At 73.1% G+C, this 26,947-nt stretch carries 22 protein-coding genes; 13 read left to right on the top strand and 9 right to left on the bottom strand.

The genetic code is table 11. The annotated features are described in order from the left end of the window. Positions 1 to 80 precede the first annotated feature (80 nt). A complete protein-coding gene (locus ACA514_RS12120) occupies positions 81 to 2,180 on the bottom strand; it encodes a catalase (protein WP_375041171.1) in 2,100 nt (699 codons plus the stop codon). Positions 2,181 to 2,434: 254 nt separating this feature from the next. On the opposite strand from ACA514_RS12120, the gene ACA514_RS12115 reads away from it, so the two are divergent. From ACA514_RS12115 to ACA514_RS12095, 5 genes are all read left to right on the top strand, one after another. Further along, positions 2,435 to 3,745 (top strand): PucR family transcriptional regulator, encoded by a 1,311-nt coding sequence (locus tag ACA514_RS12115; RefSeq protein ID WP_375041170.1) that lies wholly within the window; start codon positions 2,435 to 2,437, stop codon positions 3,743 to 3,745. A gap of 160 nt (positions 3,746 to 3,905) precedes the next feature. Continuing rightward, complete coding sequence (locus tag ACA514_RS12110) at positions 3,906 to 4,262, top strand: Lsr2 family protein (RefSeq protein ID WP_375041169.1); 357 nt, start codon at positions 3,906 to 3,908, stop codon at positions 4,260 to 4,262. Between the two features lie 17 nt (positions 4,263 to 4,279). After that, positions 4,280 to 4,609, top strand: coding sequence for an Lsr2 family protein (locus tag ACA514_RS12105; protein ID WP_375041168.1), 330 nt, complete (start codon positions 4,280 to 4,282; stop codon positions 4,607 to 4,609). Between the two features lie 197 nt (positions 4,610 to 4,806). After that, on the top strand, positions 4,807 to 6,684 hold the full coding sequence (locus ACA514_RS12100; RefSeq protein WP_375041167.1) for a potassium transporter TrkA: 1,878 nt from the start codon (positions 4,807 to 4,809) through the stop codon (positions 6,682 to 6,684). Between the two features lie 103 nt (positions 6,685 to 6,787). Further along, positions 6,788 to 7,078 carry a hypothetical protein gene (locus tag ACA514_RS12095; protein ID WP_375041166.1) on the top strand — a complete coding sequence of 97 codons (291 nt, stop codon included), beginning with the start codon at positions 6,788 to 6,790 and terminating at the stop codon, positions 7,076 to 7,078. A gap of 21 nt (positions 7,079 to 7,099) precedes the next feature. On the opposite strand, the gene ACA514_RS12090 is transcribed toward ACA514_RS12095, so the two are convergent. Next, a complete protein-coding gene (locus ACA514_RS12090; protein ID WP_375041165.1) occupies positions 7,100 to 8,161 on the bottom strand; it encodes a hypothetical protein in 1,062 nt (353 codons plus the stop codon). Between the two features lie 215 nt (positions 8,162 to 8,376). Between ACA514_RS12090 and ACA514_RS12085 the strand changes: the two genes are divergently transcribed. From ACA514_RS12085 to ACA514_RS12060, 6 genes are all read left to right on the top strand, one after another. Beyond that, on the top strand, positions 8,377 to 9,231 hold the full coding sequence (locus ACA514_RS12085) for an EamA family transporter (RefSeq protein ID WP_375041164.1): 855 nt from the start codon (positions 8,377 to 8,379) through the stop codon (positions 9,229 to 9,231). Between the two features lie 155 nt (positions 9,232 to 9,386). After that, positions 9,387 to 10,772, top strand: coding sequence for a hemolysin family protein (locus ACA514_RS12080; RefSeq protein ID WP_375041163.1), 1,386 nt, complete (start codon positions 9,387 to 9,389; stop codon positions 10,770 to 10,772). Next, complete coding sequence (locus tag ACA514_RS12075) at positions 10,769 to 11,785, top strand: CNNM domain-containing protein (RefSeq protein ID WP_375041162.1); 1,017 nt, start codon at positions 10,769 to 10,771, stop codon at positions 11,783 to 11,785. The genes ACA514_RS12080 and ACA514_RS12075 overlap by 4 nt, the downstream gene beginning before the upstream one ends. 61 nt (positions 11,786 to 11,846) lie before the next feature. Beyond that, complete coding sequence (locus tag ACA514_RS12070) at positions 11,847 to 12,080, top strand: helix-turn-helix domain-containing protein (protein WP_375041161.1); 234 nt, start codon at positions 11,847 to 11,849, stop codon at positions 12,078 to 12,080. Between the two features lie 3 nt (positions 12,081 to 12,083). Next, complete coding sequence (locus tag ACA514_RS12065) at positions 12,084 to 12,629, top strand: Clp protease N-terminal domain-containing protein (protein ID WP_375041160.1); 546 nt, start codon at positions 12,084 to 12,086, stop codon at positions 12,627 to 12,629. A gap of 42 nt (positions 12,630 to 12,671) precedes the next feature. Next, on the top strand, positions 12,672 to 14,051 hold the full coding sequence (locus ACA514_RS12060; RefSeq protein WP_375041159.1) for an FAD-binding oxidoreductase: 1,380 nt from the start codon (positions 12,672 to 12,674) through the stop codon (positions 14,049 to 14,051). A gap of 48 nt (positions 14,052 to 14,099) precedes the next feature. On the opposite strand, the gene ACA514_RS12055 is transcribed toward ACA514_RS12060, so the two are convergent. From ACA514_RS12055 to ACA514_RS12030, 6 genes are all read right to left on the bottom strand, one after another. Beyond that, complete coding sequence (locus ACA514_RS12055) at positions 14,100 to 15,101, bottom strand: hypothetical protein (RefSeq protein WP_375041158.1); 1,002 nt, start codon at positions 15,099 to 15,101, stop codon at positions 14,100 to 14,102. Continuing rightward, positions 15,098 to 15,739, bottom strand: a complete 642-nt coding sequence (locus tag ACA514_RS12050) for a hypothetical protein (RefSeq protein ID WP_375041157.1) — start codon at positions 15,737 to 15,739, stop codon at positions 15,098 to 15,100. Before ACA514_RS12050 ends, ACA514_RS12055 begins: the two co-directional genes overlap by 4 nt. A 120-nt stretch (positions 15,740 to 15,859) precedes the next feature. Continuing rightward, on the bottom strand, positions 15,860 to 16,660 hold the full coding sequence (locus ACA514_RS12045; RefSeq protein WP_375041156.1) for a carbon-nitrogen hydrolase family protein: 801 nt from the start codon (positions 16,658 to 16,660) through the stop codon (positions 15,860 to 15,862). 21 nt (positions 16,661 to 16,681) lie between these two features. After that, on the bottom strand, positions 16,682 to 19,189 hold the full coding sequence (locus ACA514_RS12040) for a DEAD/DEAH box helicase (RefSeq protein WP_375041155.1): 2,508 nt from the start codon (positions 19,187 to 19,189) through the stop codon (positions 16,682 to 16,684). 299 nt (positions 19,190 to 19,488) lie between these two features. Beyond that, the gene (locus ACA514_RS12035; RefSeq protein ID WP_375041154.1) at positions 19,489 to 20,085 is read right to left on the bottom strand and encodes an HD domain-containing protein; all 597 of its coding nucleotides are present in this window, start codon (positions 20,083 to 20,085) and stop codon (positions 19,489 to 19,491) included. Positions 20,086 to 20,101: 16 nt separating this feature from the next. Next, positions 20,102 to 23,959 (bottom strand): hypothetical protein, encoded by a 3,858-nt coding sequence (locus tag ACA514_RS12030; RefSeq protein ID WP_375041153.1) that lies wholly within the window; start codon positions 23,957 to 23,959, stop codon positions 20,102 to 20,104. A gap of 468 nt (positions 23,960 to 24,427) precedes the next feature. Between ACA514_RS12030 and ACA514_RS12025 the strand changes: the two genes are divergently transcribed. Together ACA514_RS12025 and ACA514_RS12020 are read left to right on the top strand one after the other, a co-directional pair. After that, complete coding sequence (locus tag ACA514_RS12025) at positions 24,428 to 24,613, top strand: hypothetical protein (RefSeq protein WP_375041152.1); 186 nt, start codon at positions 24,428 to 24,430, stop codon at positions 24,611 to 24,613. Beyond that, positions 24,610 to 25,407, top strand: coding sequence for an SDR family oxidoreductase (locus tag ACA514_RS12020; RefSeq protein WP_375041151.1), 798 nt, complete (start codon positions 24,610 to 24,612; stop codon positions 25,405 to 25,407). Before ACA514_RS12025 ends, ACA514_RS12020 begins: the two co-directional genes overlap by 4 nt. Positions 25,408 to 25,445: 38 nt before the next feature. On the opposite strand, the gene gndA is transcribed toward ACA514_RS12020, so the two are convergent. Continuing rightward, positions 25,446 to 26,870, bottom strand: coding sequence for an NADP-dependent phosphogluconate dehydrogenase (gene gndA / locus ACA514_RS12015; RefSeq protein ID WP_375041150.1), 1,425 nt, complete (start codon positions 26,868 to 26,870; stop codon positions 25,446 to 25,448). Between the last annotated feature and the right edge of the window lie 77 nt (positions 26,871 to 26,947).

The raw sequence follows: 26,947 nt of genomic DNA, 5'->3' as shown, positions 1-26,947 counted from the left end.
CACCGGCGCGGGGGCCGGGCGGGGGGCGCGCACGAGCGGTGATCCGGCGCGGGGCCCCGGCCCGACCGAAACCCGCCCCGTCAGGCGGGGACGTGGTCCTTCTTCCGGCGCCAGTGCCGGTGCTTGGCGACCGCCTCGATGAGCTTGGCGCTGAAGTCGCCGCCGGGGCCGCGCCCGGTGACGACGCCGAAGTCCTCGACCGTGCCGTCCTCGGAGGTCTTCACCCCGGTGATCCCGGCCCGCTCCAGCAGCGCGACGCCCTCGTCCAGCGCGCCGATCGCCTTGCAGTGCACGAACGCCTCCGCGACGAAGTGCACCGCGTCGCCGTCCTGCGCGAGCGTCCGCACGCTCGCCTCGCCGCCGGGCACCAGCACCGCGTCGTAGAGGACGGACGCGACGGTCGGCATCGCGCGGGTCACCGAGACCTGCGCGCCATTGGCGGCCTGCACGTGCCCGTCCTTGGCGGCGAGCACGTCGCACACCGCGCCCGCCTCGGCGAGCGCGTCGCCGACCGCGCCGACGGCCGCCGAGTCCACCCCGTCGGCGACCAGGATCGCGATCTTGCGGCCCTGGACGGAGTCGGCGGGCGCGTTGTCCTGGCTGAGCGCGGGCGAGGTGCGGCCGTGGTTGGCGATCGGGGCGTCCGACGGCGGCTCCACCCCGACGCCCTCGGCGACCTGCACGGCGAGGTCGTGGTCGACGTGGTTGAGCTGCGCGACCACGCCCTCGCGGATGTGCTTGTGGTCGCACTTGCCGAGCTCGAACCGGAACGCGCCGACGATGTGCTCCTTCTCCCAGTCGGACATGCTGTTCCAGAACAGCGTCGCCTGCGAGTAGTGGTCCTTGAAGCTCTCGCTCCGCTTGCGGATCTTGTTCCCGTCCACGCGCTCCTGGTAGTGGCTGAAGGAGCCCGCGCCGCCGACGGCCGGGCAGCCGCCCGACAGCGAGTTCTTGTGGTAGGCCGCCTGCGCCTGGTGCAGGTTCATCTGGTGGTAGCCGTCGCGCTGGTGGTTGCGGACGTCGGCGACCGGCTGGTTCACCGGGATCTGCGGGAAGTTCGGCCCGCCCAGCCGGATCAGCTGGGTGTCCAGGTAGGAGAACAGCCGGGCCTGCAGCAGCGGGTCGTTGGTGAAGTCGATGCCCGGCACCACGTTGCCGATGTGGAAGGCGACCTGCTCGGTCTCGGCGAAGAAGTTGTCGGGGTTGCGGTCCAGCACCATCCGGCCGACCGGCCGCACCGGCACCTCCTCCTCCGGAATGATCTTGGTGGGGTCGAGCAGGTCGAACCCGAACTTGTGCTCGTCCTCCTCCGGCACCAGCTGGACCCCGAGCTCGTACTCGGGGAAGTCGCCGTCGTCGATGCGGTCCCACAGGTCGCGCCGGTTGAAGTCGGGGTCCTTGCCGGCGATCTTCTGCGTCTCGTCCCAGGCGAGCGAGTGGGTGCCGAGCTTGGGCTTCCAGTGGAACTTCACGAACGTGCCGCGGCCCTCGGCGTTGACCAGCCGGAACGTGTGCACGCCGAAGCCCTGCATCATCGCGTAGCTGCGCGGGATCGCCCGGTCCGACATCAGCCACATCATCATGTGCATCGTCTCGGGCTGGAGCTGCACGAAGTCCCACAGCGTGTCGTGCGCCGACGACGCCTGCGGGATCTCGTTCGGCGGCTCGGGCTTCACCGCGTGCACGAAGTCGGGGAACTTGATGCCGTCCTGGATGAAGAAGACCGGCATGTTGTTGCCGACCAGGTCGAAGTTGCCCTGGTTCGTATAGAACTTCGTCGCGAAGCCGCGGACGTCGCGGACGGTGTCGGCCGACCCGCGCGACCCGGCGACCGTCGAGAACCGCACGAACACCGGCGTCGTCAGCGAGGTGTCGCAGAGGAAGTCGGCGGTGGTGTACTCGGCCAGCGACTCGGTCAGCTGGAACCGCCCGTACGCGCCGGAGCCGCGCGCGTGCACCACCCGCTCGGGGATCCGCTCGTGGTCGAAATGGGTGATCTTCTCGCGGAGGTGGAAGTCCTCCATCAGGGACGGGCCGCGCTCGCCCACCGTCAGCGAGTTGTCGGTGTCGTCGACCCGGACGCCCTGGTCGGTGGTCAGTCCCGCCGACCCCTCCGGGCTCACCCGCCGCCGCTCCAGCTGCTCCTGCTTCCGGTCCTCGTGGCCGGCCGGGTTGGCCATGGTCCAGCTCCTCGTGGCTGCTCGATGATCGCACTCCGTGGTGGCCGTTACCCGGCGAACCGGCCGTCATGCCGCCTTTGACGGGAACTTGAGCACGGCCCGCCGCGACGCCGCAGGACCGCGCCCGGCGGGCGCGGGCGCTTGTCAAACCGCTGACAATCGCCCCTCCCCGGCGGTGCGGGCGAATGAGTGTCGCCGCAGGCGCCGCGTGCCTAGGTTGAGACGACCGGGCGCTCGGTCGAGGAGGTGTCGCCATGACGACGGCATACGAGGACGCGCACGCCGGATCACCGGTGCTGGACGGGCTGAGCGAGGAGCCGTGGCGGGACGTCCCCGCCGAGGAGGCGCGCTGGATGCGCCCGCGGCTGCCGGACCTGCTCGGCCCGATGGTGCAGGGCGTGCTGCGGCACGTCCCCGAGTACGACCGGCCGGGCGACGCCGCCTACGTCCGCGTCGCCGAGGCCGCGGTCGCGCACGCGATGGAGCACTTCGTCCAGATGATCGCCGACCCGGACGCCTCCTGGAAGGAGGTGTACCAGGTCTTCTTCGACGTCGGCTACGGCGAGGCGGTCGAGGGCCGCAGCCTCGAGCACCTGCAGAACGCGATGCGGGTGGCCTCGCGGCTGGCGTGGCGGCACCTCGCGGTCGAGGCCGACCGGCTCGGCCGCCCGCGCGCCCTGGTCAGCCTGCTCGCCGAGGCCAACTTCGCCTACCTGGACGCGCTGGCCTCCGCCGCCGCGCACGGGTACGCGCGGGCCCGCGAGAAGGCCGCCGGCGAGCGCGAGCAGCGCCGTGGCCGGCTGCTGACACTGCTGCTGTCGGACCCGGCCACGCCGCCCGAGGTCGTCGGGGAGCAGTCCGCGCGGGCGGGCTGGCCGCTGCCGCGCCGGCTCGCGGTGATCGTGCTGCGGCCGCGGCCGGGCAGCGGCGGGGAGGGCCCCGCCGGGCTGCCGCCGTCGCTGCTGACCGGGCTGGACCACGGCCGCCCCTGCCTGGTCATGCCGGACCCGGACGGCCCCGGCCGGATGGAGGAGCTGACCGCGACGCTGGCCGGCTGGACGGGCGCGGTCGGCCCGTCCGTCCCGGCGGACCAGGCCCGGACGTCGCTGCAGTGGGCGCGGCGCGCGCTGGAGCTGGCGCCCGCCGCGCCCGCCGCGCCCGCCCGGGACCGCGCCGCCGGCAGGGCGCGGGGCAACGCCGGGACGCCCTCGGGCCGCGGATCGCGGCGCGGCGGGGTGCTCGTCCGCGCCGAGGAGCACCTCCCCGAACTGCTGCTGCAGGAGGGCGGCTCGCTGGCGGCGCTGGTCGCGGCGCGGCGGCTGGCCCCGCTGGAGGCCGCAGGGCCCCGGCAGGGCGTCCGGCTGGCGGAGACGCTGCTGGAATGCATGAAGCACGGTTTCAACGCGACGGGCGCCGCCGAGGTGCTGTGCGTACACCCGCAGACGGTCCGGTACCGGCTCGCGCAACTCCACGAGATGTTCGCCTTCGACATCGAGGACCCCGATCTGCGCCTGGAGATGATGCTGCTGCTCAGCACCTGGATCCGGGCGCGCTCCTCCTCCTGACCGCTTCCCGCGGGCCCCTTGCGGCGGCCTCCCGCCCGAACGGCGTGCCGGTCCGCCGCGCCTTTCCCGTGCCGCGCCGCGCCGCGACGTCATGGCGGGGCTGGGAATCCGCTACGGTCAGGGGCGCCGCGTAGGCGAGGGGAAGGAACACAAGGTACAGATGGCCGAGAAGGTCATTCGAGTCGACGACATCGACGGCTCCGAAGGGGACGATGTCGCGAAGCGGGACTTCGAAGTCCTGGGTCGGACGTTCACGATCGACCTGAGCGACGACAACTACAAGCGGCTGAACGAGATGCTGGACGCGCTCGCGCCCTTCATCGACAACGCCGCGGAGGTGAAGGCGGCCGGGAAGGGACGCAAGCCCCGGACCGCGAAGATCAAGGGCTACACGAACGGCGATGTCCGCGACTGGGCATTGCGCGAGGGCGTCGAAGTCTCCGAACGTGGCAAGATATCGGATGAGGTCTATGCTGCATTCATCGACGCTCATCCGGACGCGAAGCCGGACGCATAGCTAGAGGGAGTCCCCGCATGGCACAGAAGGTCGAAGTCCTTCTCGTGGACGACATCGACGGTGGCGAGGCCGACGAGACCGTCAGCTTTTCACTCGATGGCACCACTTACGAGATCGACCTGAGCAAGAAGAACGCCGCCAAGCTGCGCGACGGGCTGGAGCCGTTCGTGGCCGGCGCCCGCAAGGCGCGCAGGCCGGCGGGCCGGCAGGCCCGCGGCACGCGTACCGCGGGCAGCCGTGAGCGGTCCGCCGAGATTCGCGAGTGGGCCAAGAACCACGGCATCAAGGTCAATGAGCGGGGCCGCATCCCCGCCAATGTGATCGAGCAGTACGAGGCCGCGCACTAGCGCTCCGCGCGGCCGGCGGAGTTCCGGCGGAGCACCGAGGGGCCGGAGTGAAATTCTCACTCCGGCCCCTCGCGCATTAGTGCGCACCGGGCAAATCGCCTTTCGCTCGGCATTCCCCGAATTCCTCGTGGCGGACATCATCGGCGGGCAAGTCGGTAGGGTGGCGCCCGGGGGACCGGCAAAGGGGGCATGCGGGGTTGAAACGCGCGACGCGGCGGGACCGGGTCCGGTACTGGTTCGACACCACCATGGCGAAGGGGACGCCGGCGCTCATCGGCTGGCTCGCGCTCGCCTCGGCGGCGCTGGTGCTCGTGGTGGCGACCGCCGCGGTGGTCCTCGCACCGCGCGACAGCGAGCGCCACGGGCACTGGCCGGGCATGGTGTGGCGCAGCCTGCTGCGCACCCTCGACCCCGGCACGATGGGCGGCGACAGCGGCGGCGTCGCGTTCCTCGGCCTGATGCTGGTCGCCACGATCGGCGGCATCTTCATCGTCAGCGCGCTGATCGGCGTGCTCACCACCGGCCTGGAAGCCAAGATCACCGAGCTGCGCAAGGGCCGGTCGCGGATCGTCGAGCACGACCACACCGTCCTGCTCGGCTGGTCGGAGCAGGTGTTCACGGTCGTCGCGGAGCTGGTGGAGGCCAACCAGAGCGAGCGCCGCTCGTGCGTGGCGATCCTCGCCGCCCGCGACAAGGTGGAGATGGAGGACGCGCTGCGGGCGCGGGTCGGCGAGTCCGGCCGGACCCGGATCGTGTGCCGCACCGGCAACCCGCTGAAGGTCGCCGACCTGGACCTGGTCAGCCCCGGCACCGCGCGCTCCATCATGGTGATCTCGCCGGAGGTGCAGGACGCCGACACCCACGTCATCAAGGTGCTGCTGTCGCTCGGCGCGCGCGCCTGGGAGCGGCGGCGGCCGCACGTCGTGGCCGCCGTGCACGACTCGGCGAACCTGCCCGCGGCCCGGCTCGCGGGCGGCGCCGCGGCGCGGGTGATCGACGCCGACGACATCGCGATCCGGCTGATCGTCCAGTCGCACCGGCAGTCCGGGCTGTCGCAGGTCTGCACCGACCTGCTGGACTTCGCCGGGCACGAGTTCTACATGCGGGCCGAGCCGTCGCTGGCGGGCCTGGCGTTCGGTGAGGCGCTGTCGCGCTACGACCTCGGCGTCCCGGCGGGCCTGCGGCACCGTGACGGCACCGTCGCGCTGAACCCGCCGATGGACACCGTCATCCGCGCCGACGACGAGATCATCGTGCTGGCCGAGGACGACCTGCTGATCCGGCTGGCGCCCGGTCCGGCGCCGGCCGTCCGGGAGGCGGCGATCACCACCGCGACCGCGCGGGAGCCGGTGCCCGAGCGCACCCTGCTGCTCGGCTGGAACCACCGCGCGCAGAAGATCATCGAGCTGCTGGACGACTTCCTCGCGCCCGGCTCGGCGCTGACGGTGGCGGCGCCGCGCGAGGACCCGACCGCCGGCCTCGGCCCGTTCGCCCATCTGAAGGTCGAGTTCGTGCGCGCCGAGCCGACCGAGCGGCCCTCGCTGGAGTCGCTGGACGTCGGCTCCTACCAGCACGTCATCGTGCTGTCGGAGGCCGGGTACGACCGGGAGCACGCCGACGCCCGCACGCTGGTGACGCTGCTGCACCTGCGCGACATGGAGGACGCGCTCGGCGACCCGTTCTCCATCGTCAGCGAGATCAACGACGACGCCAACCGGGAGGTCGCGCAGGTCACCAAGGCCGACGACTTCGTGGTCAGCGACAAGCTGATCAGCCTGATGCTGACCCAGCTGAGCGAGAACCGGCACCTGTACGACGTGTTCGCCGACCTGCTCGACCCGGCGGGGTCGGAGATCTACCTCAAGCCCGCCTGCGACTACCTGCTGCCGGGTTCCACGGCCGACTTCGCGACGCTGATCGAGTCGGCGCGGCGGCGCGGCGAGGTCGCGCTCGGCTACCGGCTCATCGACCGGTACCACGAGCCCCCCGGCTACGGCGTGGTACTCAACCCGGACAAGACGGCTCCGCTGGTGCTGTCGGCCCGGGACCGCGTCATCGTCCTGGCGGAGAACTGACGCCCGGACGCCGCGAACCCGGTCCTGCACCACGGTTCGGACGGAAATCACCGTGCGCGAACGGCGCGGATCGCCCACAATTGGACCGACGGGGTGATCAATCGTGGGCGATCAGATGTTGCGGCTGGGAGCACGCATCGCGGAGATCGAGGCGCTGTACGGCTGCGCCGTGGACGAGCGGGACGGCCGTGCCGCCCGAAGGCTGCTGGCCGAGCTGGCGCGGGCGGGGGAGCTGCTGGCCGAGGAGGCCGAGCGTGCGGCCGGGCCGGCGCGCCGCGCCGGCGGGACGCGGGCCGGCAGAGCGCGCCTGCGCCGCCGCATCGCCGGCACGCAGCGCACAGCCGACCGCATCATCGCGGTATTCACGCAATCTCAGCCCAGAGGGCTCGCCTAGCGGCTCGCCCTCTGACCGGGGCTAGAGCGCCTTCTCGTCGGGTGGGGTGACGTTCGCCGGGCCTTTGGCGGGGCGGGCGGTGTCGTCGGGGACGGCCAGTCCGGGGGCGGTGTTCAGGGCGTCCGTCGTTCGCTCGCGCAGCGCGCGCTCGGTGCGGTGCGCGTCCTCGGACATGCCGAGGATCTCGGCGCCCGCCAGCTCGTCGCCGACCGTGCCGGCGAGCAGCTCGCGGTAGCGGGCGTTCTGGTCCTGGAGGCCCTGGAGGACCCGCGACTCGTGGTAGGCGTCGTCGGCGTCGCCGGCGCGGCGCGCGTACGCCTCCAGCGCCTCGATCCGGACGGCGACCGAGCGGGCCGACAGTTCGAGCGCGCGGTCCTGCGGTTCGAGGAGGGCGCGCACCCGCGGGGACAGCCGCTCGGGCTGCTGCGCGCGGCGTTCCCGGCGCAGCCGGGTGTGCTCGGCGAGGGTGGCGGCGATCGCCCACTCCTGCCGGGGCAGCACGACCGTGTTGCCGACGGCGTCCAGCAGCCCGGCGCCGTGCGACCGCGAGCCGAGGACGGCGTCGACGGCGCGCTGGGCGCGGATCAGCAGCCGGGTGGCGGGCCGGTCGAAGTCGGCGGGCAGCAGGTAGCGGCCGTGGTGCTCGCGCGCGGCGCGGGCGGCGGCGGGCTCGCGCAGGTGCCGCAGCGCGCCGGCGACCCAGCCGGCGAAGCTCACGCCCGCGAGCGCGACGGCGGCGTCGCTCTGCCCGAGCAGCAGCAGGAGCACCTGGAGCGCGGGCGTCAGCATCATCGCCAGGACGGGGAGCCGGCCCCACCGCACCGCTCCCCCGACGAGGTCGTCCTGGTCGAGGGAGGCGAGGAAGAACACCCGCAGCCAGCCGCCCGGCAGCACGCCGTAGAAGAACGCGAACGCCGGGATCCACAGCATCCGGGCGACGACGGTGGCGGCGGTGAGGGACGGCGGCCGCGGCGCGGGCAGGCTCGCGGCGACCAGCCGCTCGGGGGCGGCGGTGAGCGCGGCGCGGTCCGCGGCGGGGATGCCGGGGTCGAACACCGGCCGGGGACGGCTCTCATCGTTCATCGGCGCTCCCCACGGCGTCGGGAGGTCCCGCGGAGTGCCGAGGCCCTCCGGCGGGACGTCTGCCCTTTCCTTCCTTTCCTTGCTATCACTTGTGCCCAGCCATCCCCCGAATGTCACGAGATCCGGAAATTCGGCCTGTCCGGCGGTCGTCCGCGATCCTTTAGCCCGGACCTAAATCGGTGCACGGGACGGCCCTTCCGCGGTGAGGTGGGCGCATGACCGTCGCCCTCGCCGTGATCTTCGCCGGAGTGCTGCACGCCACCTGGAACGCGATCGCGAAGGGCGCTACGGACCGGTGGGCCTCGTTCGCGCTGATCGCCCTGGGCGAAGCGCTGGTGGTGGTGCCGCTGGGTCTGCTGGTCGGCCCGCCGGACCGGGCGGCGTGGCCGTGGCTGGCCGCGTCGGCCGCCGTCCACATCGTGTACATGGGGCTGCTGCTGATGGCGTACCAGCTGGGCGACTTCAGCCAGGTGTACCCGCTCGCGCGGGGCAGCGCCCCGCTGCTGGTGGCGGTCGTGGCGGCGGTCGCGCTCGGCGAGCGGCTCTCGTGGGTGCAGGACGCGGGTGTCGCCGCGGTCTGCGGCGGGCTCTGGGTGCTGGCCTTCACCGGCGGCCGGGAGCGCGCGGAAGGCGGCCCGCGGCGGGATCCGCGCGCCGTGGCGGCGGCGCTGCTGACCGGCGTGTCCATCGCGGGTTACACGCTGCTGGACGGCGTCGGGGTGCGCCACGCGGGCGGCTCGCTGCCCTACACGTCGTGGCTGTTCGGGATCCAGGCGCCGCTGACGGTCGCGATCGTGCTGGCCCTGCGCGGCCGCGCGACGCTCACCCGGCTGGACCGGCCCGCCGTCCTGCGCGGCCTGGCGGGCGGCCTCATCTCGATGGCGGCGTACGGGATCGTGCTGTGGGCGCAGACCCGCGGGGCGCTGGCGTCGGTCGCGGCGCTGCGCGAGACCGGGGTGATCGCGGGCGCGGTCATCGGCGCGGTGTTCTTCTCCGAGCGGCTCGGCCCGCGCCGGATCGCCGCGGCCTGCGTGGTCGCGGCGGGCGTCGTCCTCATCACCGCGCACTAGCCCGGCCCGTCCCGCGCGGGGCGGGTCTCGCGGAGCATGCCGGGCCCTGGCAGGGTAGGAAGGGATCTTGCGGGGACGCGCGGAAGGGGGATCGTGTCCGGGCAGAGCGGTCCACCGGCCACCGGACCGGCGGCTCGCCGTGCGGGGAGCCGCCGGTGAACGGCGCGCTGGGCCTGCTGGCGGTGCTGCTGCTGACCGCCGCGACGGGCTACTTCGTGGCGCAGGAGTTCGCGTTCGTCACCGCGGACCGCCCGCTGCTGGACCAGCGGGCGGCGGAGGGCGACCGCGCGGCGGCGCGCGCCGTCCGGGTGATGGAGCGGCTGTCGTTCATGCTGTCGGGCGCGCAGCTCGGCATCACCGTGACCGCGCTGGTGGTCGGCTTCATCGCCAAGCCGGCGCTGGCCGACCTGATCTCGCCGGTGCTGGACGCCGCGGGGGTGCCGCGCGGGGCGTCCGGCGGCGTCGCGGTGGCGCTCGGGTTCGTGCTGGCGACGGTGGTGCAGATGGTGCTGGGCGAGCTGTTCCCGAAGAACCTGGCGCTGGCGCGGGCGGAGGCGATGGCCCGGTGGCTGGCCGGGTCCACGCTGGTCTACCTGGCGGTGGCGGCGCCGCTGATCCGGCTGTTCGACGCGGCGGCGAACCGGCTGGTGCGGGCGGCCGGCATCGAGCCGGTCGAGGAGCTGCACCACGGCGCGACGCTGGAGGAGCTCGGGCACATCATCGGCGAGTCCGGCGAGCAGTTCCAGGAGGCGCACGCCGACCTGCTGGAGCGGGCGCTGGCGTTCTCCGAGCGCGACGCCGAGGAGGTCATGGTGCCGCGGGTGGACGTGGTGACGGTGCCCGCGTCGGCCCGCGCGTCGGAGCTGAGCGAGGTCATCACCGCGAGCGGCCACTCCCGCTACCCCGTGGTCGGGGAGCGGGTCGACGACGTGGTCGGGATCGTCGGGCTGGCCGAGCTGATCCTGCTGGACCCGGCGGAGTCGGAGCGGACCGAGGTGGGCGCGATCGCCCGGCCGCCGCTGCTGCTGCCGTCGTCGCTGCCGCTGCCGGACGTGGTGGCGCGGCTGCGCGGCGCCGACGTCCCGGTGGCGTGCGTGGTGGACGAGTACGGCGGCTTCGCCGGGCTGATCACCTGGGAGGACGTCGCGGAGGAGCTGGTCGGGGAGATCGCCGACGAGCACGACCCGGACGAGGACCTGGCGATCCGGCGCGGCGAGTGGTGGACGACCGACGCCGGGCTGCGGGTGGACGAGGTGGCGCACGAGACCGGGATCGCGCTGCCGGAGGGCGACTACGAGACCGTCGCGGGGCTGCTGCTGCGGCGGCTCGGCCGGGTGGCGCGGCCCGGCGACGTGGTGCGGGTGGGGCTGGAGCCGACCCGGCTGGACGAGCCGCCGCGCACGGCCGTGGTGGAGGTGCTGACCGTGCACCGGCACGTCCCGGAGCTGATCCGGGTCCGCACCGTCGACGCGCCCCCCGGCGAGCGCGGCGCGGGCGGCGGGGACGGCGGGGACCGGGGACGGAAGGGCGGGGGCCGGTGAACCTCACGCTGGGCGTCCCGGTCACGCTGGCGCTGCTGGCCGGCAACGGGTTCTTCGTCGCGACCGAGTTCGCGCTGGTGGCGGCGAAGCGGCCGCGGCTGGAGCGGGCCGCCGCGCGCGGGAGCCGGGCCGCGGGCGCGGCGGTGGCGGGCATCGGCGAGCTGTCGCTGACCCTCGCGGGCGCGCAGCTCGGCATCACGATGTGCTCCCTCGGGCTGGGCCTGGTCTCCGAGCCGGTGTTCACCGAGGCGCTGTCGCCGCTGTTCCACGCCGTGGGGCTGCCCGGCGGCGTGTCGCATGCGATCGGGTTCGTGCTGGCGCTCGGCGTGGTGACGTTCCTGCACATGGTCGTCGGGGAGATGGCGCCGAAGTCGTTCTCCATCGCGGGGCCGGAGCGGTCGGCGACGGTGCTGGCGCTGCCGTTCCGGGCGTTCACGACGGTCGTCCGGCCGCTGCTGGCGGCGCTGAACGGGGCCACGAACCTGCTGCTGCGCGCGGTCGGCGTGCATCCGGGCGAGACGCGGGAGGTGTCGCGGACGCCCGAGCAGCTGCGCAGCATCGCCGAGGAGTCACGGCGGCTCGGCCTGATCGGGCAGGGCGACCTGACGCTGCTCACGGCCGCGCTGGACGCGCCGCGCGCGCCGCTGTCGGACCTGGTGGTGCCGGTGGCCGAGATCGTGTCGGTGCCGCCGGAGGCGTCGCCGCAGGAGGTCATCGACACCGCCGCGCGCACCGGCCGGGTCCGGATCATGCTGCGCGGCTCGGGCCGGGGGCAGGCGCGGATGGTGCACGTCCGCGACGCCTACCTGGCGCGGGCGCGCGGGCGGGACACCCCGGCCGGGGAGCTGGCGCATCCGGTGCCGGCGATGCCGGTGGGCACGCCGGTCGGCGAGGCCGTCGCGACGCTGCGGGCGCGGCACAGCCAGCTGGGGCTGGCGGTGGCGCCGGACGGCCGCGTCGCGGGCCTGGTCAGCCTGGACGACCTGCTCACCACGCTGCTGAAGCTCTCCTGATCCGCCGCGCAGGCGTCAACATCGGTTGACACGCGCCGAGTGTCAACCTACATTGACATGCATGAGCGATGGAGTGACGCTCGCCCAGGAGGCGAGCAGCAGGGATCCGGCCGTCGGGCTGCGCGCCGTCCGCGCGCTGCGCGAGCTGGCCGAGCGGCTGGAGGCGCTGCAGGTCGCCAGCGCCCGCGACCAGGGCTGGTCCTGGCAGGACATCGCGGTCTGCCTCGGCGTGAGCCGGCAGGCCGTCCACAAGAAGCACGGCGGCGGGCGCCGCCTCCTCAAAAAGGAGCAGTAGGAGATGTTCGAGCGTTTCACCAAGGACGCGCGGCGCGTCGTCGTCCTCGCCCAGGAGGACGCCCGCATGCTGAACCACCACCACATCGGCACCGAGCACCTGCTGCTCGCGTTCTGCGCCCACGACAACGCCATGCGCGCGACGCTGCGGGCGCACGGGCTCGAGGCGTCCGACCTGCGGCAGCGGATCGTCCGCCACGTCGACGACCCGCTCGACCCCGAGGCGCTGCGCACCCTCGGCATCGACCTCGACGCCGTCCGGGAGGCGACGGAGGAGGCGTTCGGCGAGGGCGCCCTCGACGCCCCGCGCGGGCGCAAGGGCCGCCCGAACGGCCACATCCCGTTCACGCCGAAGGCCAAGAAGGCCCTGGAGCTGAGCCTGCGGCACGCGGTCCGGCTCAAGCAGAAGGAGATCAACGCCGGCCACATCCTGCTCGGCATCCTGCACGACGACGACTTCCTGTCGGTGCGGCTCGCGACCGAGGCGGGCGTCGACGTGGCGGAGCTGCGCGCCGACGTCACCCGGCTGCTCACCTCCGAGGCGGCCTGACCACCGCCCCACCCTGCCGCGGCGGTGTGATTACGTGGGGACATGCCCGCTTTCCTCGATGCCCTCCGCGACGCCGTCCCCGCCGCCCGGCTCGTCACCGACCCGGACGTGGTCGCCTCCTACTCCCATGACGAGGCGGAATGGGCGCCCCACGGGACGCCCGCCGCACTCGTCCGCGCCGGATCCACCGAGGACGTCCGGGCCGTCGTGGCCGCGTGCGCCGAGCACGGCGTCCCGGTCGTCCCGCGCGGCGCCGGCACCGGGCTGTCCGGCGGCGCGAACGCCCTGGACGGGTGCGTGCTGCTGTCCCTGGAGGCGATGAACGAGATCGTCGAGATCGACGCCGCCGAGCGGCTCGCGGTCGTCCAGCCCGGCGTGGTCAACGACGCGCTGCGGCTCGCCGCCGCCGAGCGCGGCCTGTGGTACCCGCCGGACCCGGCCAGCTCGCCGTGGTCCACGATCGGCGGGAACACGGCGACCAACGCCGGCGGCCTGTGCTGCGTCAAGTACGGCGTGACCCGCGACTACGTGCTGGCCGTCGAGGCGGTCGTCGGGCGCGGCGAGGTGGTGCGGCTGGGCCGCCGCACCGCCAAAGGCGTCACCGGGTACGACCTGTGCGGGCTGATGGTCGGCTCCGAGGGGACGCTGGGCGTCATCACCGAGGTCACCGTGCGGCTGCGCGGCGCGCGCGCCCCCGAGCGCACCATCGTCGGCTACTTCGACACGCTGCGGGACGCGGGCGAGGCCGTCAGCCGCGTCACCGCCGCCGGGATCGTGCCGAGCGCGCTGGAGCTCGTCGACCGGCACTGCCTGGAGGCGGTCGACGCGTGGCGGAACATGGGGCTGTCCGCCGACGCGAACGTCCTGCTCCTCGGCCGTACCGACCTGCCCGGCGAGGCCGGCGAGGCGGAGGCCGACGCGATGGTCGCCCTGTTCAAGGAGGCGGGCGCGACGTGGAGCGCCCGCTCCTCCGACGAGGCGGAGGCCGAGGCGCTGTTCGCCGCGCGCCGGCTCGCCTACCCGGCGCTGGAGCGGCTCGGGCCCGTCCTCACCGAGGACGTGTGCGTGCCGCGCGCGCTCGTCCCGGAGATGCTGACCCGCATCGAGGCGGCCGCGGCCGAGACCGGCACTCACATCGCCAACCTCGCGCACGCCGGCGACGGCAACCTGCACCCGCTGATCATCGCGCCGGCCGGCGACGACGACGCCCGGGTGCGGGCCCAGCGGGCGTTCGACCGGATCGTCGCGGACGCCATCGACCTCGGCGGCACCGTCACCGGCGAGCACGGCGTCGGCCTGCTCAAGCGGCGCGGCCTGCACGCCGAGCTGGAGCCGGCCGTGATCGCCATGCACCACGCGGTGAAGGACGCGCTGGACCCGGCGGGCATCTTCAACCCCGGCAAGGTCTTCGGGACGCCCTGAGCGCGCCGAGGCGCGGGCGTCCCCGCGCCCCGCCGGCGCGTCGCCGGTTCAGCGGCGCGCGGCCTCCCAGCCCTGGACCAGCTCGCCGGTCGCGTCGCCGAGCAGGCCGACCTTCAGCCGCCCGTCCTCGCCCTGCTCGACCTGCACGCCGACCGGCCGCAGGTCCGGGACGCGCCCGCTGTACAGGCCCGTCCGCTCGTCCATCCGCTCGTACTCCCCCGGCCGCCACCAGTAGACCTGCGGGCTGACCGGCCGCTCCCCGCTCCCGGCGAGCTGCGCCGCCACGTCCTGGACCGTCTTGATCGCGAGGACGAGGTGCGGGTCCGGCCCGATCTCGTGGACCGTCACGTACTCGGGCAGCGGGAAGGCGACCAGCGCGCCGAACGGCAGCGGTCCCGGGAAGTGGCGGCGCAGCGCGTGCACGTGGGCGCCGATGTAGCGGTGCTGCTCGCCGATGTGGGAGATCTTCACGCCGTCCATGTCGGTGGCCTGGACGTAGTGCGGCTCGCCCTCGATGGAGCGGGCCAGCGCGCCGCCGAACGCCTCGTCCTCGGTGACGTCGCCGAGGTCGGTCCGGTTCAGCGGGACGATCGAGTCGGGCAGGTCGGCGACGACCGTCTCCAGCAGCCCGGGGGCGAGCGGCCGGGTCAGCAGCGCGGCCCGCATCCGCTCGTCGAACGCGTTCTCCGGGTAGAGGCGGATGCGCAGGCTCCCCTCCTCCAGCATGCGCCGCGCGCCGCCGCCCGCGGGCGCCGCGGCCGGGCCCTGCTCCAGGGCCTGGACCGCCTGGTCGGCGTACCGGGCCGCCATGGCGGGCAGCTCCGCCGGCGAGCGGTTCGCGGCGTACCGCCGCCATTCCGCGAGGCTCCCGCGCACCTGGGAGCCGTCCCTGCGGGTGATGGCGATGGTGTCCGGGTCGGGCAGCGCGGTGGCGTACCCGCGCTGCGCGAAGGCGTTGACAAGGGCCATGCCGATGGCATCGGACGCGTTCGGGTTCATGGTCATGTAGGACCCGGCCGGCGCGGCCGGAGTTCGTGTGATCCGGGTCATTTCCGGTAGTAGCCGTTGAGGGCGGCGACGCAGGCGGCCTGGCGCGCCGGGTCGCCGGGGAAGCGGCGCCGGCACTCCGGCCCGATCCAGGACGGCGGGGCCGGGCGCGCGGTGCGCGGCTTGTGCGGCACGTGCGGCCGAGGCTCGGGCCGGGGGCGCGGACGGGGGCGGGGGCGCGGCGGGCGGGTGACGGCGGGACGGACGTGCGCCGGGCCGGGCGGAGCGGGCCCTGCCCCTGGCGTGCGCTGCGGCGCCGCCGCGCCGGGCGGCACACCGGGCGGGCCCGCCTCCGCGCCCGTCGGCGCGGGATCGCCGGGCGGGACGGCGGACGTGCCGGTGACCGGCGGCGCGGCCGGCGCCCCTGGCAGGGCCGCACCGCCCGGTGCGGCGGGCATCGGGGCGGAGGGGCTCGCCGCGTCCGGTGTCAGGGTTCTCTCCGGCGCCCGGTGACCGGCGCCGAAACCGGCGATGCCGACGATGCCCGCCGCCAGGACGACGGCGAGCGCCACGGCCGGGAAGGGCGACCGGAACCAGGGACGGCCCCGCAGCGCGCGGGTGCCGAGCAGGCGGGTCCGGAGGGGCGGGCGGGGCGTGGCGCGGGTGTATCCGGCCGGGGGGAGGTCGCGGGATTCGGGCACGGTCCGATCGTCACGGTCCGCGCTCGCCCGCACACGGAGAATCGCGAAGACCGTTGCCCGCTCGATACAGTCTCCCGCCCCGCCGGGCCCGCCAGCGGCGCCGGTTCCGCGTCGTCCGCCTCAGGTCAGCGGGACGGTGGTGAAGCGGCGCAGCGACAGCGCCGGGTTCTTCTTCCGGACGGCCGCGACGCGCTCGGGCGAGACGTCGGCGGCCGCGGTGCCGGCGGTCTCCCCCAGCGCCGCGACGACGACGCCCATCGGGTCGACGATCATGCTGTTGCCCGCGCCGGTCGGGGCGCACTGGTCGGCGGCCGCCACATAGATCGTGTTCTCGATCGCGCGGGCCCGCACGAGCGTGCGCCAGTGGTCCTCCTTGAGCGGGCCGGGCACCCACTCCGCGGGCAGCGCCAGCACGTCCGCGCCCGCGTCCACGATCCGCCGCGTCACCTCGGGGAACCGGACGTCGTAGCAGGTCTGCATGCCGAACCGGACGCCGTCCACGACGAACGTCTCCGGGTCGCCGATCCCGCCGGGCCGGACGACCTCCGACTCCTGGTAACCGAACGCGTCGTACAGGTGCGTCTTGCGGTACGTCGCGGCGACGGCGCCGTCCGGGCCGATCGCGAGGAGGGTGTTGGAGATCCGGTCCGGGTCGTCCAGCCGCTCGTTCACGCCCGCCACCACGTGCAGGCCGTGCCGGCGCGCCAGTTCACCGAGCCCGGACGCGAACGGCCCGTCCAGCGGCTCCGCGGCGTCGATGAACCGCCGGTCCAGCCTCGGCGCGGTGAACATCGCGAACTCCGGGAACACGACGACCCTCGCGCCGCGCCCGGCCGCCTCGGCGGCGAGCTTCCCGATCTCCGCGAGGTTGGCGTCCTTGTCCTCACCGGGCGCGAACTGCGCGACCGCGACCTGCACCATCTCCCAGCCCTCCTGTCACGCTCACATGCGGTCGACGGCGGTGACCCGGATGACGGCGGCGCCCTCCTGGTCGGAGCCCGCCAGGTCGACCTCGGCGGAGATCCCCCAGTCGTGGTCGCCGGCCGGGTCGTCGAACACCTGCCGGACCCGCCACAGCGCGTCCTGCGGGACCTCCTCGATGTGCAGCAGCTTCGGCCCGCGCGCGTCGGGGCCCGTGAGCAGCTCGTCGTGCTCGCCGAAGTAGCCGTCCATCGCCTCCCGCCAGGCGTCCGCGCCGAAGTCGGGGTCCAGCTCGCCCAGCTCGTGGTAGCGCTCCAGCGCCGCCAGCTCCACCCGCCGGAACAGCGCGTTGCGGACCAGCACCCGGAACGCGCGCGCGTTCGCGGTCACCTTCGTCACCCGGTCCTCGATCGGCACGTCCACGTCCTCGTCGGCCGGGTTGGCGAGCTGCTCCCACTCGTCCAGCAGGCTGGAGTCCACCTGCCGGACCAGCTCCCCCAGCCACTCGATCAGGTCGATCAGGTCGTCGGTCTTGATCGACTCGGGGACGGTCTGCTGCAGCGCCTTGTACGCCCCCGACAGGTACCGCAGGACGAGCCCCTCCGCCCGCGCCAGCTCGTAGTACCCGATGTACTCGGTGAACGTCATCGCCCGCTCGTACATGTCCCGCACGATCGACTTCGGCCGCAGCGGGTGGTCGCCGACCCACGGGTGCCCGGCCCGGTAGATCTCGTACGCGGCGCCGAGCTCGTCCTCCAGCGGCTTCGGGTGGTCGACGTCCTGGAGCAGCTCCATCCGCTCCTCGTACTCGATCCCCTCCGCCTTCATCTCCTGGACGGCCTCGCCGCGCGCCTTGTTGACCTGCGCGGCGAGGATCTGCCGCGGGTCGTCCAGCGTCGCCTCGAGCACCGACAGCACGTCCAGCGCGTACGACGGCGACGACGGGTCCAGCACCTCGAACGTCGCGAGCGCGAACGTCGACAGCGGCTGGTTGAGCGCGAAGTCCTCCTGCAGGTCCACGGTGAGCCGCGCGTACCGGCCGAGGTCGTCCGGCTCCGGCAGCACCTCCACCACCCCGCCGGCCAGCAGCGACCGGTAGATCGCGATGGCCCGGGAGATGTGCCGGCGCTGCGCCGACGGCTCCTCGTGGTTGTCGGTCAGCAGCCGCTTCATCGCCTGGAACGCGTTGCCCGGGCGGGCGATCACCGATAGCAGCATCGCGTGCGACACCTGGAACCGCGACCGGAGCATCTCCGGCTCGGCGTCCTGGAGCTTCGCGAAGACCTCCTCGTCCCAACCGACGAACCCCTCCGGCGGCTTCTTGCGCTGCACCTTCCGCCGCTTCTTCGGGTCGTCGCCCGCCTTCGCCAGGGCCTTCTCGTTCTCCACCACGTGCTCGGGCGCCTGCGCGACGACGAACCCGACCGTGTCGAACCCGGCGCGCCCGGCCCGTCCGGCGATCTGGTGGAACTCCCGCGCCCGCAGCCGCCGCACCCGGTGCCCGTCGTACTTGCTGAGCGCGGTGAACACCACCGTGCGGATCGGCACGTTCACGCCGACGCCGAGCGTGTCGGTCCCGCAGATGACCTTCAGCAGCCCGGCCTGCGCGAGGCGCTCCACCAGCCGCCGGTACTTCGGCAGCATCCCCGCGTGGTGCACCCCGATCCCGTGCCGGACGAACCGCGACAGGTTCCGCCCGAACTTCGTGGTGAACCGGAACCCGCCTATCAGCTCCGCGATCCGCGCCTTCTCCGCCTTCGTGCACACGTTGATGCTCATCAGCGACTGCGCCCGCTCGATCGCCGCCGCCTGGGTGAAGTGCACCAGGTAGATCGGCGCCTTCTGCTCGGCCAGCAGCTCCTCGATCGTCTCGTGCAGCGGCGTGACCCGGTAGTCGTAGATCAGCGGGACGGGCCGCTCCGCCGAGGTGACCAGCGCGGTCGGCCGGCCCGTCCGGCGCGCCAGGTCCTTCTGGAAGAACCCGACGTCGCCGAGCGTCGCCGACATCAGCAGGAACTGCGCCTGCGGCAGCTCCAGCAGCGGGATCTGCCACGCCCAGCCGCGCTCCGGCTCGGCGTAGAAGTGGAACTCGTCCATCACGACCACGCCGATGTCGGCGTCGGCGCCGTCCCGCAGCGCGATGTTGGCCAGCACCTCCGCGGTGCAGCACACGATCGGCGCGTCGGCGTTGACGCTGGCGTCGCCGGTCATCATCCCGACGTTCTCGCGGCCGAACATCTCGCACAGGTCGAAGAACTTCTCCGACACCAGCGCCTTGATCGGCGCGGTGTAGAACCCGACCTGCTCCTTGCCGAGCGCCGCGAACAGCGCCCCCGCCGCCACCAGGCTCTTGCCCGACCCGGTCGGCGTCGACAGGATCACGTTGGCGCCCGAGACCACCTCGATGAGCGCCTCCTCCTGCGCGGGGTACAGCGTGATCCCGCGCCCCGACACCCATCGCCCGAACGCCTCGAACAGCGAATCGGGATCGGCGTCGGTACCGGAAGGAAGCTCATCGATCAGGCTCACCCCTCCATCCTGCCCCGGATCGCCCACTGCCCGCGCCACCCTGACGCCCCCGACCACTCCACGCGGCCGCGACCCCGATCCCGGCCGCCACCACGTTCAGGACACCGCCGATCACCGGCGCCAGCTCCACGATCGTCTGCATGACCACTCCCGTCCCGTGTCCGGTGAACGAGTGCAGCCTGCGCCGCGCCGCCGCTGCGGGGGCGTGCGCGGTTGCACCGACGCCCGCGTACCGCGTGGATCACGCACCTGAGCAGGGTTTCTTCAGCGCCGCAGGGCACACGGGCGCACGCCCTGAGTCACACGAGGGCGTGGCCGTACTCGGCCGCCAGGGGCCTGAGGTCGGGCTCGCCGTACAGATCGCGCATCTCCTTGAAGGCCGCGACCTTGTCCCCGCCGAACCGCCGCACATGCACCGCATAGGACGACGCGTTCACGAACGCCGGCGGGTCGGTCTTGCTGTGGAACTTGTCCGCGTACATCACGAGCCGCTCTTCGCCGGTCTCGGCCAGGTAGTCGCCGGGCGGAAGGGGTAGGTTCTGCCGCTCGACGTCGTCCCGCGTCAGCCCCATCCCGGTGTGGTGCGAGCAGAACCGGCAGAGCGCCTCGGGCAGCCCCTCCGCTTCGAGCAGCTCGTATCCGAGCACCCCGTGCCGGATGTACTGCTTGTGATCGACCTCGCCGGTGACGTCGTACAGCCGGTAGACCCCGACGTCGTGCAGCAGGCACCCGGCCCGCACGAGGTCCTTGTCGACGTCCGGCCCGCCGCGTTCCATGAGCCACTCCGCGATCCGGCACACGATCGCGCAGTGCGTCCAGACCAGCTCGAACGCCTCCGGGCTCGGCGCCAGCCGCTCGTGCAGCGCCCGAATCTCCTCGTCCCCCGGTATCCGCATCCCGTCAGCGTATGGCTCACGCCGCGAGTGGCAGCCGCCGCAGCGCCTCTGCGATGCTTTCATCGACGTCGGGCACGTCCATCCCCAACCACCGCAACCGCTCCGCCGCCTCCCAGATGTTGACGCCCACCTTGTTGGAGGCCTGCGCCAGATGGAACAACGGCACCGGCTTGTCCCCGTCGAGCCATTCGTCAGCGAAGTTCCTGTGGTATCTGAGCAGGAGGAGATCAGCCGGGTCGGCCGCCTGGGGAATCTCGCCCTCGGGCAGCACCAGTCCGCACGCGCGCAACCGATCGGCCGCCTCACGCGGGCCGATCCCCAATTCGACTGACGCCCGCACCAGATGCGCCCGGCGGACGGCACGATCGTGGTCGAGCCACCACCGGCTAGTGAAGAACCTCTCCGAGAGCAGCCTGAGTGTGGGTTCGTCGAGCCTTCCGGGAAACGCATCCGCTGTGATCGTCATCCCATAGGCCGCTAGGCGTTCGGCCGCCTCCGCCGGCTCCATGTCCGCCCGGGTACCGAGGATCAGCAAGCGGGGCAGCGAGATCTCCTCCTGTGCGGCCCACCACGGCGGCATGCCGTCGCCGTTCCGGCTGAGCAGGCTCATATCCCCGGTGGCGACGCGATCCGGGAGGCGCTCGGGCACCAGGACGCCATAGGCCTTCAGGCGGTCGGCGACTTCGGCAAGAGGGATCCCGAGTTCGCCCGACGCGTCGGCTAGAAGCGCCGGAGCCAGCGGACGAGATGGATCGAAATCGTCGCGTTCGAAATAGTCCAACCGCCAGTCGAACAACGTGTAGTCCTCTTCCGAGGGCCTGGCGGGAAGGGAGAGTCCCTCCGTCTGGAGGCCGAAAGCGGCCAGCCTCTCGCGGACGTCCGAGACCGACCATTCCAGATCACGCGCGCTGCACACCAGGTGACTGGCCGGCAGTGGTCGTGGCCTGTGGTTCACCGGAAAACCATTGTCATCGTGCCAGTTAAGCAGACGGTTGTCCTGCGGCACCAGGCGGACGTCTTGCGGAACGAACTCGGGCAACCGGTGACCGTACCGCGCGAGGCGGCCCGCCAGTTCTGGGACGGTGCGACCGAACTGCAGCGCCACCGCTACGATCTGCCCGATCGGCACGGAGTCGCGCACGTCGAGCCACCGCGGCAGGCCGTTGCGGCGTTCACTCAAGAGAGCCAGATCGACGGGGTCGACGTCCGTATCACCGAATCGGCCGGGCTCCAACTCGTGGATGCCGAGGCCCACCGCCCTCCGCGCCAATTCCCGGGGCGTCGATCCGGTCAGCTGTGCGGCCCAGAGCACATGACCAGGATGACGCCGAACATCATCGATCTCCCACTCCCAGTCATTTTTTTCGAGACGGTACTCGGCGCTGAGATATCTACTGACGAACCCCAGCAGGAACGTATCGGAAGGCAATGACCGCCGCACCGGGCCGACCTCCGGAGCTGCGGAACCCAGCAGCCGCTGCAGTTTCCCATGCGCGGCCAGCCGCCAGACAAGGACATGGTCATTCAGGTACCGACCGAAGTCCCATTGCCAATAGTTGACGCCGATACTTCGGGATTCGCTGCCCGCCGGCTCCTCCCTGTCGCGGATCAGGTACGAATCCTGCAGGAAGCAGCCGGTGCGTGCGACGTCCAGAGCTCCGCTCCTGGTCGGGAACGCGGCACCGGCCGCCGCGGCGGTCTCGCTTAGCAGGTCACCGAGCCGCGGACTGGCCTCGGTCACCTCGGCGATCCAGTCCACGTCGATCAGCTCGGGCGCTGCCGCCATGAGGTGCCGTCCCGCCGCCCGCAGAAGGTCCTCGACTTCCCCCGAGGCATCGGAGAGCACGTTCCGGCGATCCACCGAGAGACGTTCGGGCATGCGCTTTCCGGTGAGGTCGACGACCGCGCCACGCAATGTCCCGTCACCCAGCCCGGCGAGGACACCGCGTCTGACGGTGGGCTGGACGTAGATGCCGTCCACGAGGAGGCCGCCGCCCTTCTCGCACCAGACGACCCGGCCGTCGCCCTCCGGGTCGGCCCAGGGGACGAGCTTTCCGTGCACGTTCAGGCCGTCGGTCTCCCAGGACGGGCGGACCCGGGGCTTCAGGACGCCGGGCTCCCAGATCTCCCGCTGGGCGTCGTGTTCGGCAGTGGTACGGAACTCGGCGATGCCGAGAAGGCGGCGCAGCTCTTCGACGCAGGACGGGGCGTCCTCGCCGTCACGGAGGTAGAGCTTCACCGTGGTGCCGGTGAACGGGTCGGCGGGGAGATGCTCGATGCGGAACAGGTGGCCGGGCCCGAAGATCGAGGCTTTGAGGGTCGGGTGGGGACGCTGGCCGCGGTCGACAGGGCGGGTGACGACCTCGATCTCGTCGGCGATCATGAAGTAGCTGAGAACACCGATGCCGAACCGGCTGTTGGCGTGGAACGGGATGGGCGGGTCGGAGCTCTTCCAGTCGGCGGACTCGATGAGGAATTCGGTGGTGTCGGTGAAACGTGTGCCTGCCTGCGAGAAGACGTCGGTGAGGACGGACTCGGTCATGCCGATGCCGTTGTCGCGGCATTCGAGGTAGGCGCGGCCGTTCTCGTCCACGCCCTGGACGAAGCGGACGCGGCCCTCCCAGTCGTCCAGCCAGTCGCCCCGTCTGCGGTAGGCGAGGTCGGCCTTGCGGTACCGGCAGGCGTCGAGGGCGTTCTGGTACAGCTCGCGGACGGCCAGGCCGCGGTCCTGGTAGAGCTGCTCCCCCATTAGCAGGTCCTGGACGCGGCGCTCGTCCAGGCGGAAGCGGCTGATGCGCTGGAACAGGAGCCGTCCGTCGTCGTCGGTGTCCGGGCGGACGTCGTCGGCGGACGCGCGGGACGGCAGCCGGGTGAGGACCTGCATCGTCGAGTGGTCGCCGCATCCCTGACGGACCGTGTGCAGCAGCGCGTCCACCTGGTCCGCGTACTGGCGGAGCCCTTCGAGCTCGGCGGGATGGTGGCAGTCGGCGCGCAGGACGAGGCAGTCGGACTGGAGCACCCAGCGGGCGCGGCCCGTCGCGGTCCGGCGCAGCTCGGACAGGTCCACCGGATGGGGGATGCCGAGGTGGCGGACGACGATGTCGGGCAGCCGGACGAGGTCGATCGTCAGGGCGTAGGCGATCGTGAGGACCTGCCCGATCAGCAGTTCGCGGACGCGCTGCTCGTGCGGTTCGCCCGCGAAGATGACGGTCTCGAACTGCGGCGCGTTCTTCCGGTCGGTGTCGCCGAGCTCGGACAGGTCCAGGCGGAGGGCCGCGAGGAAGCGCTGGACGGTCTTGGTACCGAGGACCTCCTCCCGCAGCCGCGGGTCGGCGATCCGGGTGTCGTCCAGCAGGCCGCGGACGGCGCCCAGCCGGTAGGCCACCGGGTACCGGGCCGCCCAGCGGTGGAACAGCCACCAGCCGATCTCGGTCCCGGCGGCGTCGCGGTCGGGCAGCGTGCGGGCCATCGCACGGTCGACGAGCTCCCGCTGGCCGCGCAGGAAGGTCGCGTATTCGCGCCGCGGCCCGTCCGCGCCTTCCGAGTCGAAGTCGAGCGGGTCGATCTCGCGGAGTCCGGCGAGCGTCCGGGCCATATGCGCATGGTGCAGCAGGGGGACGAGCGCGAGGAGCGCAGCCTCGGCGGGGGACAGGTCGCGCAGGGCTTCGGCGAGCGGCGTCCGTAGGAGCCAGTCGGTCCGTCCGGTGAAGCGGACGGCCAGGTCCGGGTCGAGCCACGGATCGTCGTCCAGTGCCGCTTCGGCGTCGCGGACGAGGGCGCCGAGACGGTCGGCGACGGCCGCCGCCCCGTTCTGGAACGCGGTCATGTCGCGCTGGGGGTCGACCCGATCCCATGCGGCGTGCTCGCGGACCATCTCCGCCCACGGGTGCGGCGGCGGACCGCCCGGCTTGGCGGGCGGCAGCCGCTCGTACAGCCGGACGGCGGCGCGGACGTCGTCGTCTCCCCCGCCGAGGGCGCGGACGAGCGCCGCCAGCTGGTCCGCGTCGACCGGGCGGCGGCGTCCGCGCAGGATGTCGTTGACGCGGGTCGCCGAGCTGAGGTGCATGCGGCCCGCGATCGCGCGGAGGCTCCTGCCGCCGTTGTCATGGTGGACGTTCGCGAGATGCTCCAGAAGCCGCCGATAGGGACCGTCCTGCGGCCAGTGTGTGCGATCGATCTTTGGGCCGCTCGCCACGTCGCCTCCCATGTGCCGCTCTGGATGACCTATCTACACGGGCCTTCCGCGACAGACCACCCGATTCCGGAACATGGCCGGTTAGGGCTCGATCGTGGGGCAAGAACGTGCTGGACGAAACCGGAACGGACACGAAAGGACGCAGTCATGGTGAGGAAGAACGATCCCGCCGACCGGGGGCCCGGGGCCAGTTCGGGAAGCGAGGAGCTGCCGCACGAGCGGGTCGTGCCCGGCACGGGCAGCGCCGCCGAGGGCTACGAGAGCAGGGAGGGGAACGGCACGCGGGACGGCAACCCGATCGCCGGCGTCGAACGCGACGACGTCGAGTCGTGAGCGGCTACGACCGGGTCGCCGTCGTCACCGGCGCCGACAGCGGCATCGGGAAGGCGACGGCGGTCCTGCTCGCCCGCAAGGGCTTCAACGTCGGCGTCACGTACCGGTCCGACCGGGAGGGCGCCGAGGGGACGGCCCGGGAGATCACCGAGGCGGGGCGGCGGGCCGCCGTCCGGCGGCACGACCTGACCGACCCGGAAAAGGCGGCCGGCGCGGTGGACGAGCTGGCCGACGAGCTCGGCGGGCTGGGCGTGCTGGTGAACAACGCGGGCACGGGCAGCGCGCGGCCCGTCCTCGACATGGACCTCGGCGAGTGGCGCGAGGTGCTGTCGGTCGACCTGGACGGCGCGTTCCTGTGCACCCAGCGGGCGGCGCGCCGGATGATCCACCGCGGTGAGGGCGGGCGGGTCGTGAACGTCACCAGCGTCCACGAGGAGTACCCGCGCGTCGGGTCGGGGCCGTACTGCGCGGCGAAGGGCGGGCTGAAGATGCTCGCGCGCGTCCTCGCGCTGGAGCTGTCGCAGTACGGGATCACGGTGAACACGGTCGCGCCCGGCGAGATCGCGACGCCGATGACCGGGCAGCACGACCGGCCGCCGGAGCCGGCCAGCAGGCCCGGGTACCCGCTCGCCAGGCCCGGCCACGCCCGCGAGGTCGCGGAGGCGATCGCGTTCCTGGCGAGCCCCGGCGCGTCCTACGTCACGGGCGCCTCGCTGTTCGTGGACGGGGCGCTCGGGCTGATGGGCCCGCAGGCCGCCGGCGCGCTGGAGTCGCCGGCCTGGCGCGAGGGCTGACCGTCCCGCCCCTCCGGCGCGAGAGGCGGGACGCCCGGTCAGGCCGTGACCTCGGTGCGGTCGCCGCCCCAGAGGGTGTGGAAGGAGCCGTCGCGGTCGACGCGGCGGTAGGTGTGGGCGCCGAAGAAGTCGCGCTGCCCCTGGGTGAGCGCGGCCGGCAGCCGGTCGGCGCGCAGCGAGTCGTAGTAGGCGAGCGCGGTGGCGAAGCCCGGCGCGGGGATCCCGAGGCGGGCGGCGGTGGCGACGACCTCCCGCCAGGCGTCCTGGGCGTCGCCGAGGGCCTCGGCGAAGTGGTCGTCGGTGAGCAGCGTCGGCGTGGACGGGTCGGCCTCGTAGGCGGCGCGGATCCGGTCCAGGAAGCGGGCGCGGATGATGCAGCCGCCGCGCCAGATGGTGGCCATCGCGCCGGCGTCGATGTTCCAGCCGTACTCGGCGCTGCCCGCCTGGATCTCGTGGAAGCCCTGCGCGTACGCGACGATCTTGGAGGCGTAGAGCGCCTTCTCCACGGCGTCGGCGAAGCCGGGCCCGGCGGCCGCGGCGCGGGCCGGCCCGGGCAGGTTCCGGGACGCCTCGCGCAGGTCCGCGTGGCCCGACACGGACCGGGCGAACACGGCCTCGGCGATGCCGCCGACCGGGACGCCGAGGTCCAGGGCCGTCTGGACGGTCCAGCGGCCGGTGCCCTTCTGCTCGGCCTGGTCGAGGACGACGTCCACGAACGGCGTGCCGGTGGCGGCGTCGGTGTGCGCGAGCACCTCGGCGGTGATCTCGATCAGGTACGACTCCAGCCGACCGGTGTTCCAGGTGCGGAACACCTCGGCGATCTCGGCGGGCGCGAGCCCGGCGGCGTGCCGCAGCAGGTCGTAGGACTCGGCGATCAGCTGCATGTCGGAGTACTCGATGCCGTTGTGCACCATCTTGACGAAGTGCCCGGCGCCGTCGGGGCCGACGTGGGTACAGCAGGGCGTCCCGTCGACCTTCGCGGCGATGTCCTCCAGCAGCGGGCCGAGCGCCTCGTAGGACTCGGCGGAGCCGCCCGGCATGATGCTCGGGCCGTGCAGCGCGCCCTCCTCGCCGCCGGAGATGCCCGCCCCGACGAAGTGGATCCCGCGCTCGCGCAGCGCGGCCTCGCGGCGGCGGGTGTCGGCGAAGTGCGCGTTGCCGCCGTCCACGATCATGTCGCCGGGCTCCAGCAGCGGCGCGAACTCGTCGATGACGGCGTCGGTGGGCGCGCCCGCCTTCACCATGACCACCAGGCGGCGGGGCCGCTCCAGCGACGCCACGAACTGCTCGGCGGTCTCGGCGGGCAGGAAGGTCCCCTCGTCGCCGAACTCCTCCACCAGCGCCTTCGTGCGGGCCGCGGTGCGGTTGTGCACGGCGACGGGATGACCGTGCCGGGCGAGGTTGCGGGCCAGGTTCCGGCCCATCACCGCGAGCCCCGTGACACCTATACGCGCCATTTGCATTTGCCTTCTCCTGTTCGTGTGCCACCCTGGCCGAGGGGTTGTACGACGATCATGATCCCCACCGTTCGAACGCCGGC

The sequence above is a fragment of the Actinomadura sp. NTSP31 genome (genome assembly GCF_041951385.1).
In the GTDB taxonomy this organism is placed as follows: Bacteria; Actinomycetota; Actinomycetes; order Streptosporangiales; family Streptosporangiaceae; genus Spirillospora; species Spirillospora napierensis.
This window is presented reverse-complemented; position numbering and strand designations above follow the sequence as displayed.

What these genes read in the sequence shown, in the direction of transcription:
- ACA514_RS12120 (WP_375041171.1), bottom strand. Translation starts at nt 2,180, where the DNA reads ATGGCCAACCCGGCCGGCCACGAGGACCGGAAGCAGGAGCAGCTGGAG.
- ACA514_RS12115 (WP_375041170.1), top strand. Translation starts at nt 2,435, where the DNA reads ATGACGACGGCATACGAGGACGCGCACGCCGGATCACCGGTGCTGGAC.
- ACA514_RS12110 (WP_375041169.1), top strand. Translation starts at nt 3,906, where the DNA reads ATGGCCGAGAAGGTCATTCGAGTCGACGACATCGACGGCTCCGAAGGG.
- ACA514_RS12105 (WP_375041168.1), top strand. Translation starts at nt 4,280, where the DNA reads ATGGCACAGAAGGTCGAAGTCCTTCTCGTGGACGACATCGACGGTGGC.
- ACA514_RS12090 (WP_375041165.1), bottom strand. Translation starts at nt 8,161, where the DNA reads ATGAACGATGAGAGCCGTCCCCGGCCGGTGTTCGACCCCGGCATCCCC.
- ACA514_RS12085 (WP_375041164.1), top strand. Translation starts at nt 8,377, where the DNA reads ATGACCGTCGCCCTCGCCGTGATCTTCGCCGGAGTGCTGCACGCCACC.
- ACA514_RS12070 (WP_375041161.1), top strand. Translation starts at nt 11,847, where the DNA reads ATGAGCGATGGAGTGACGCTCGCCCAGGAGGCGAGCAGCAGGGATCCG.
- ACA514_RS12065 (WP_375041160.1), top strand. Translation starts at nt 12,084, where the DNA reads ATGTTCGAGCGTTTCACCAAGGACGCGCGGCGCGTCGTCGTCCTCGCC.
- ACA514_RS12060 (WP_375041159.1), top strand. Translation starts at nt 12,672, where the DNA reads ATGCCCGCTTTCCTCGATGCCCTCCGCGACGCCGTCCCCGCCGCCCGG.
- ACA514_RS12055 (WP_375041158.1), bottom strand. Translation starts at nt 15,101, where the DNA reads ATGACCCGGATCACACGAACTCCGGCCGCGCCGGCCGGGTCCTACATG.
- ACA514_RS12045 (WP_375041156.1), bottom strand. Translation starts at nt 16,660, where the DNA reads ATGGTGCAGGTCGCGGTCGCGCAGTTCGCGCCCGGTGAGGACAAGGAC.
- ACA514_RS12035 (WP_375041154.1), bottom strand. Translation starts at nt 20,085, where the DNA reads ATGCGGATACCGGGGGACGAGGAGATTCGGGCGCTGCACGAGCGGCTG.
- ACA514_RS12030 (WP_375041153.1), bottom strand. Translation starts at nt 23,959, where the DNA reads ATGGTCCGCGAGCACGCCGCATGGGATCGGGTCGACCCCCAGCGCGAC.
- ACA514_RS12025 (WP_375041152.1), top strand. Translation starts at nt 24,428, where the DNA reads ATGGTGAGGAAGAACGATCCCGCCGACCGGGGGCCCGGGGCCAGTTCG.
- gndA (WP_375041150.1), bottom strand. Translation starts at nt 26,870, where the DNA reads ATGCAAATGGCGCGTATAGGTGTCACGGGGCTCGCGGTGATGGGCCGG.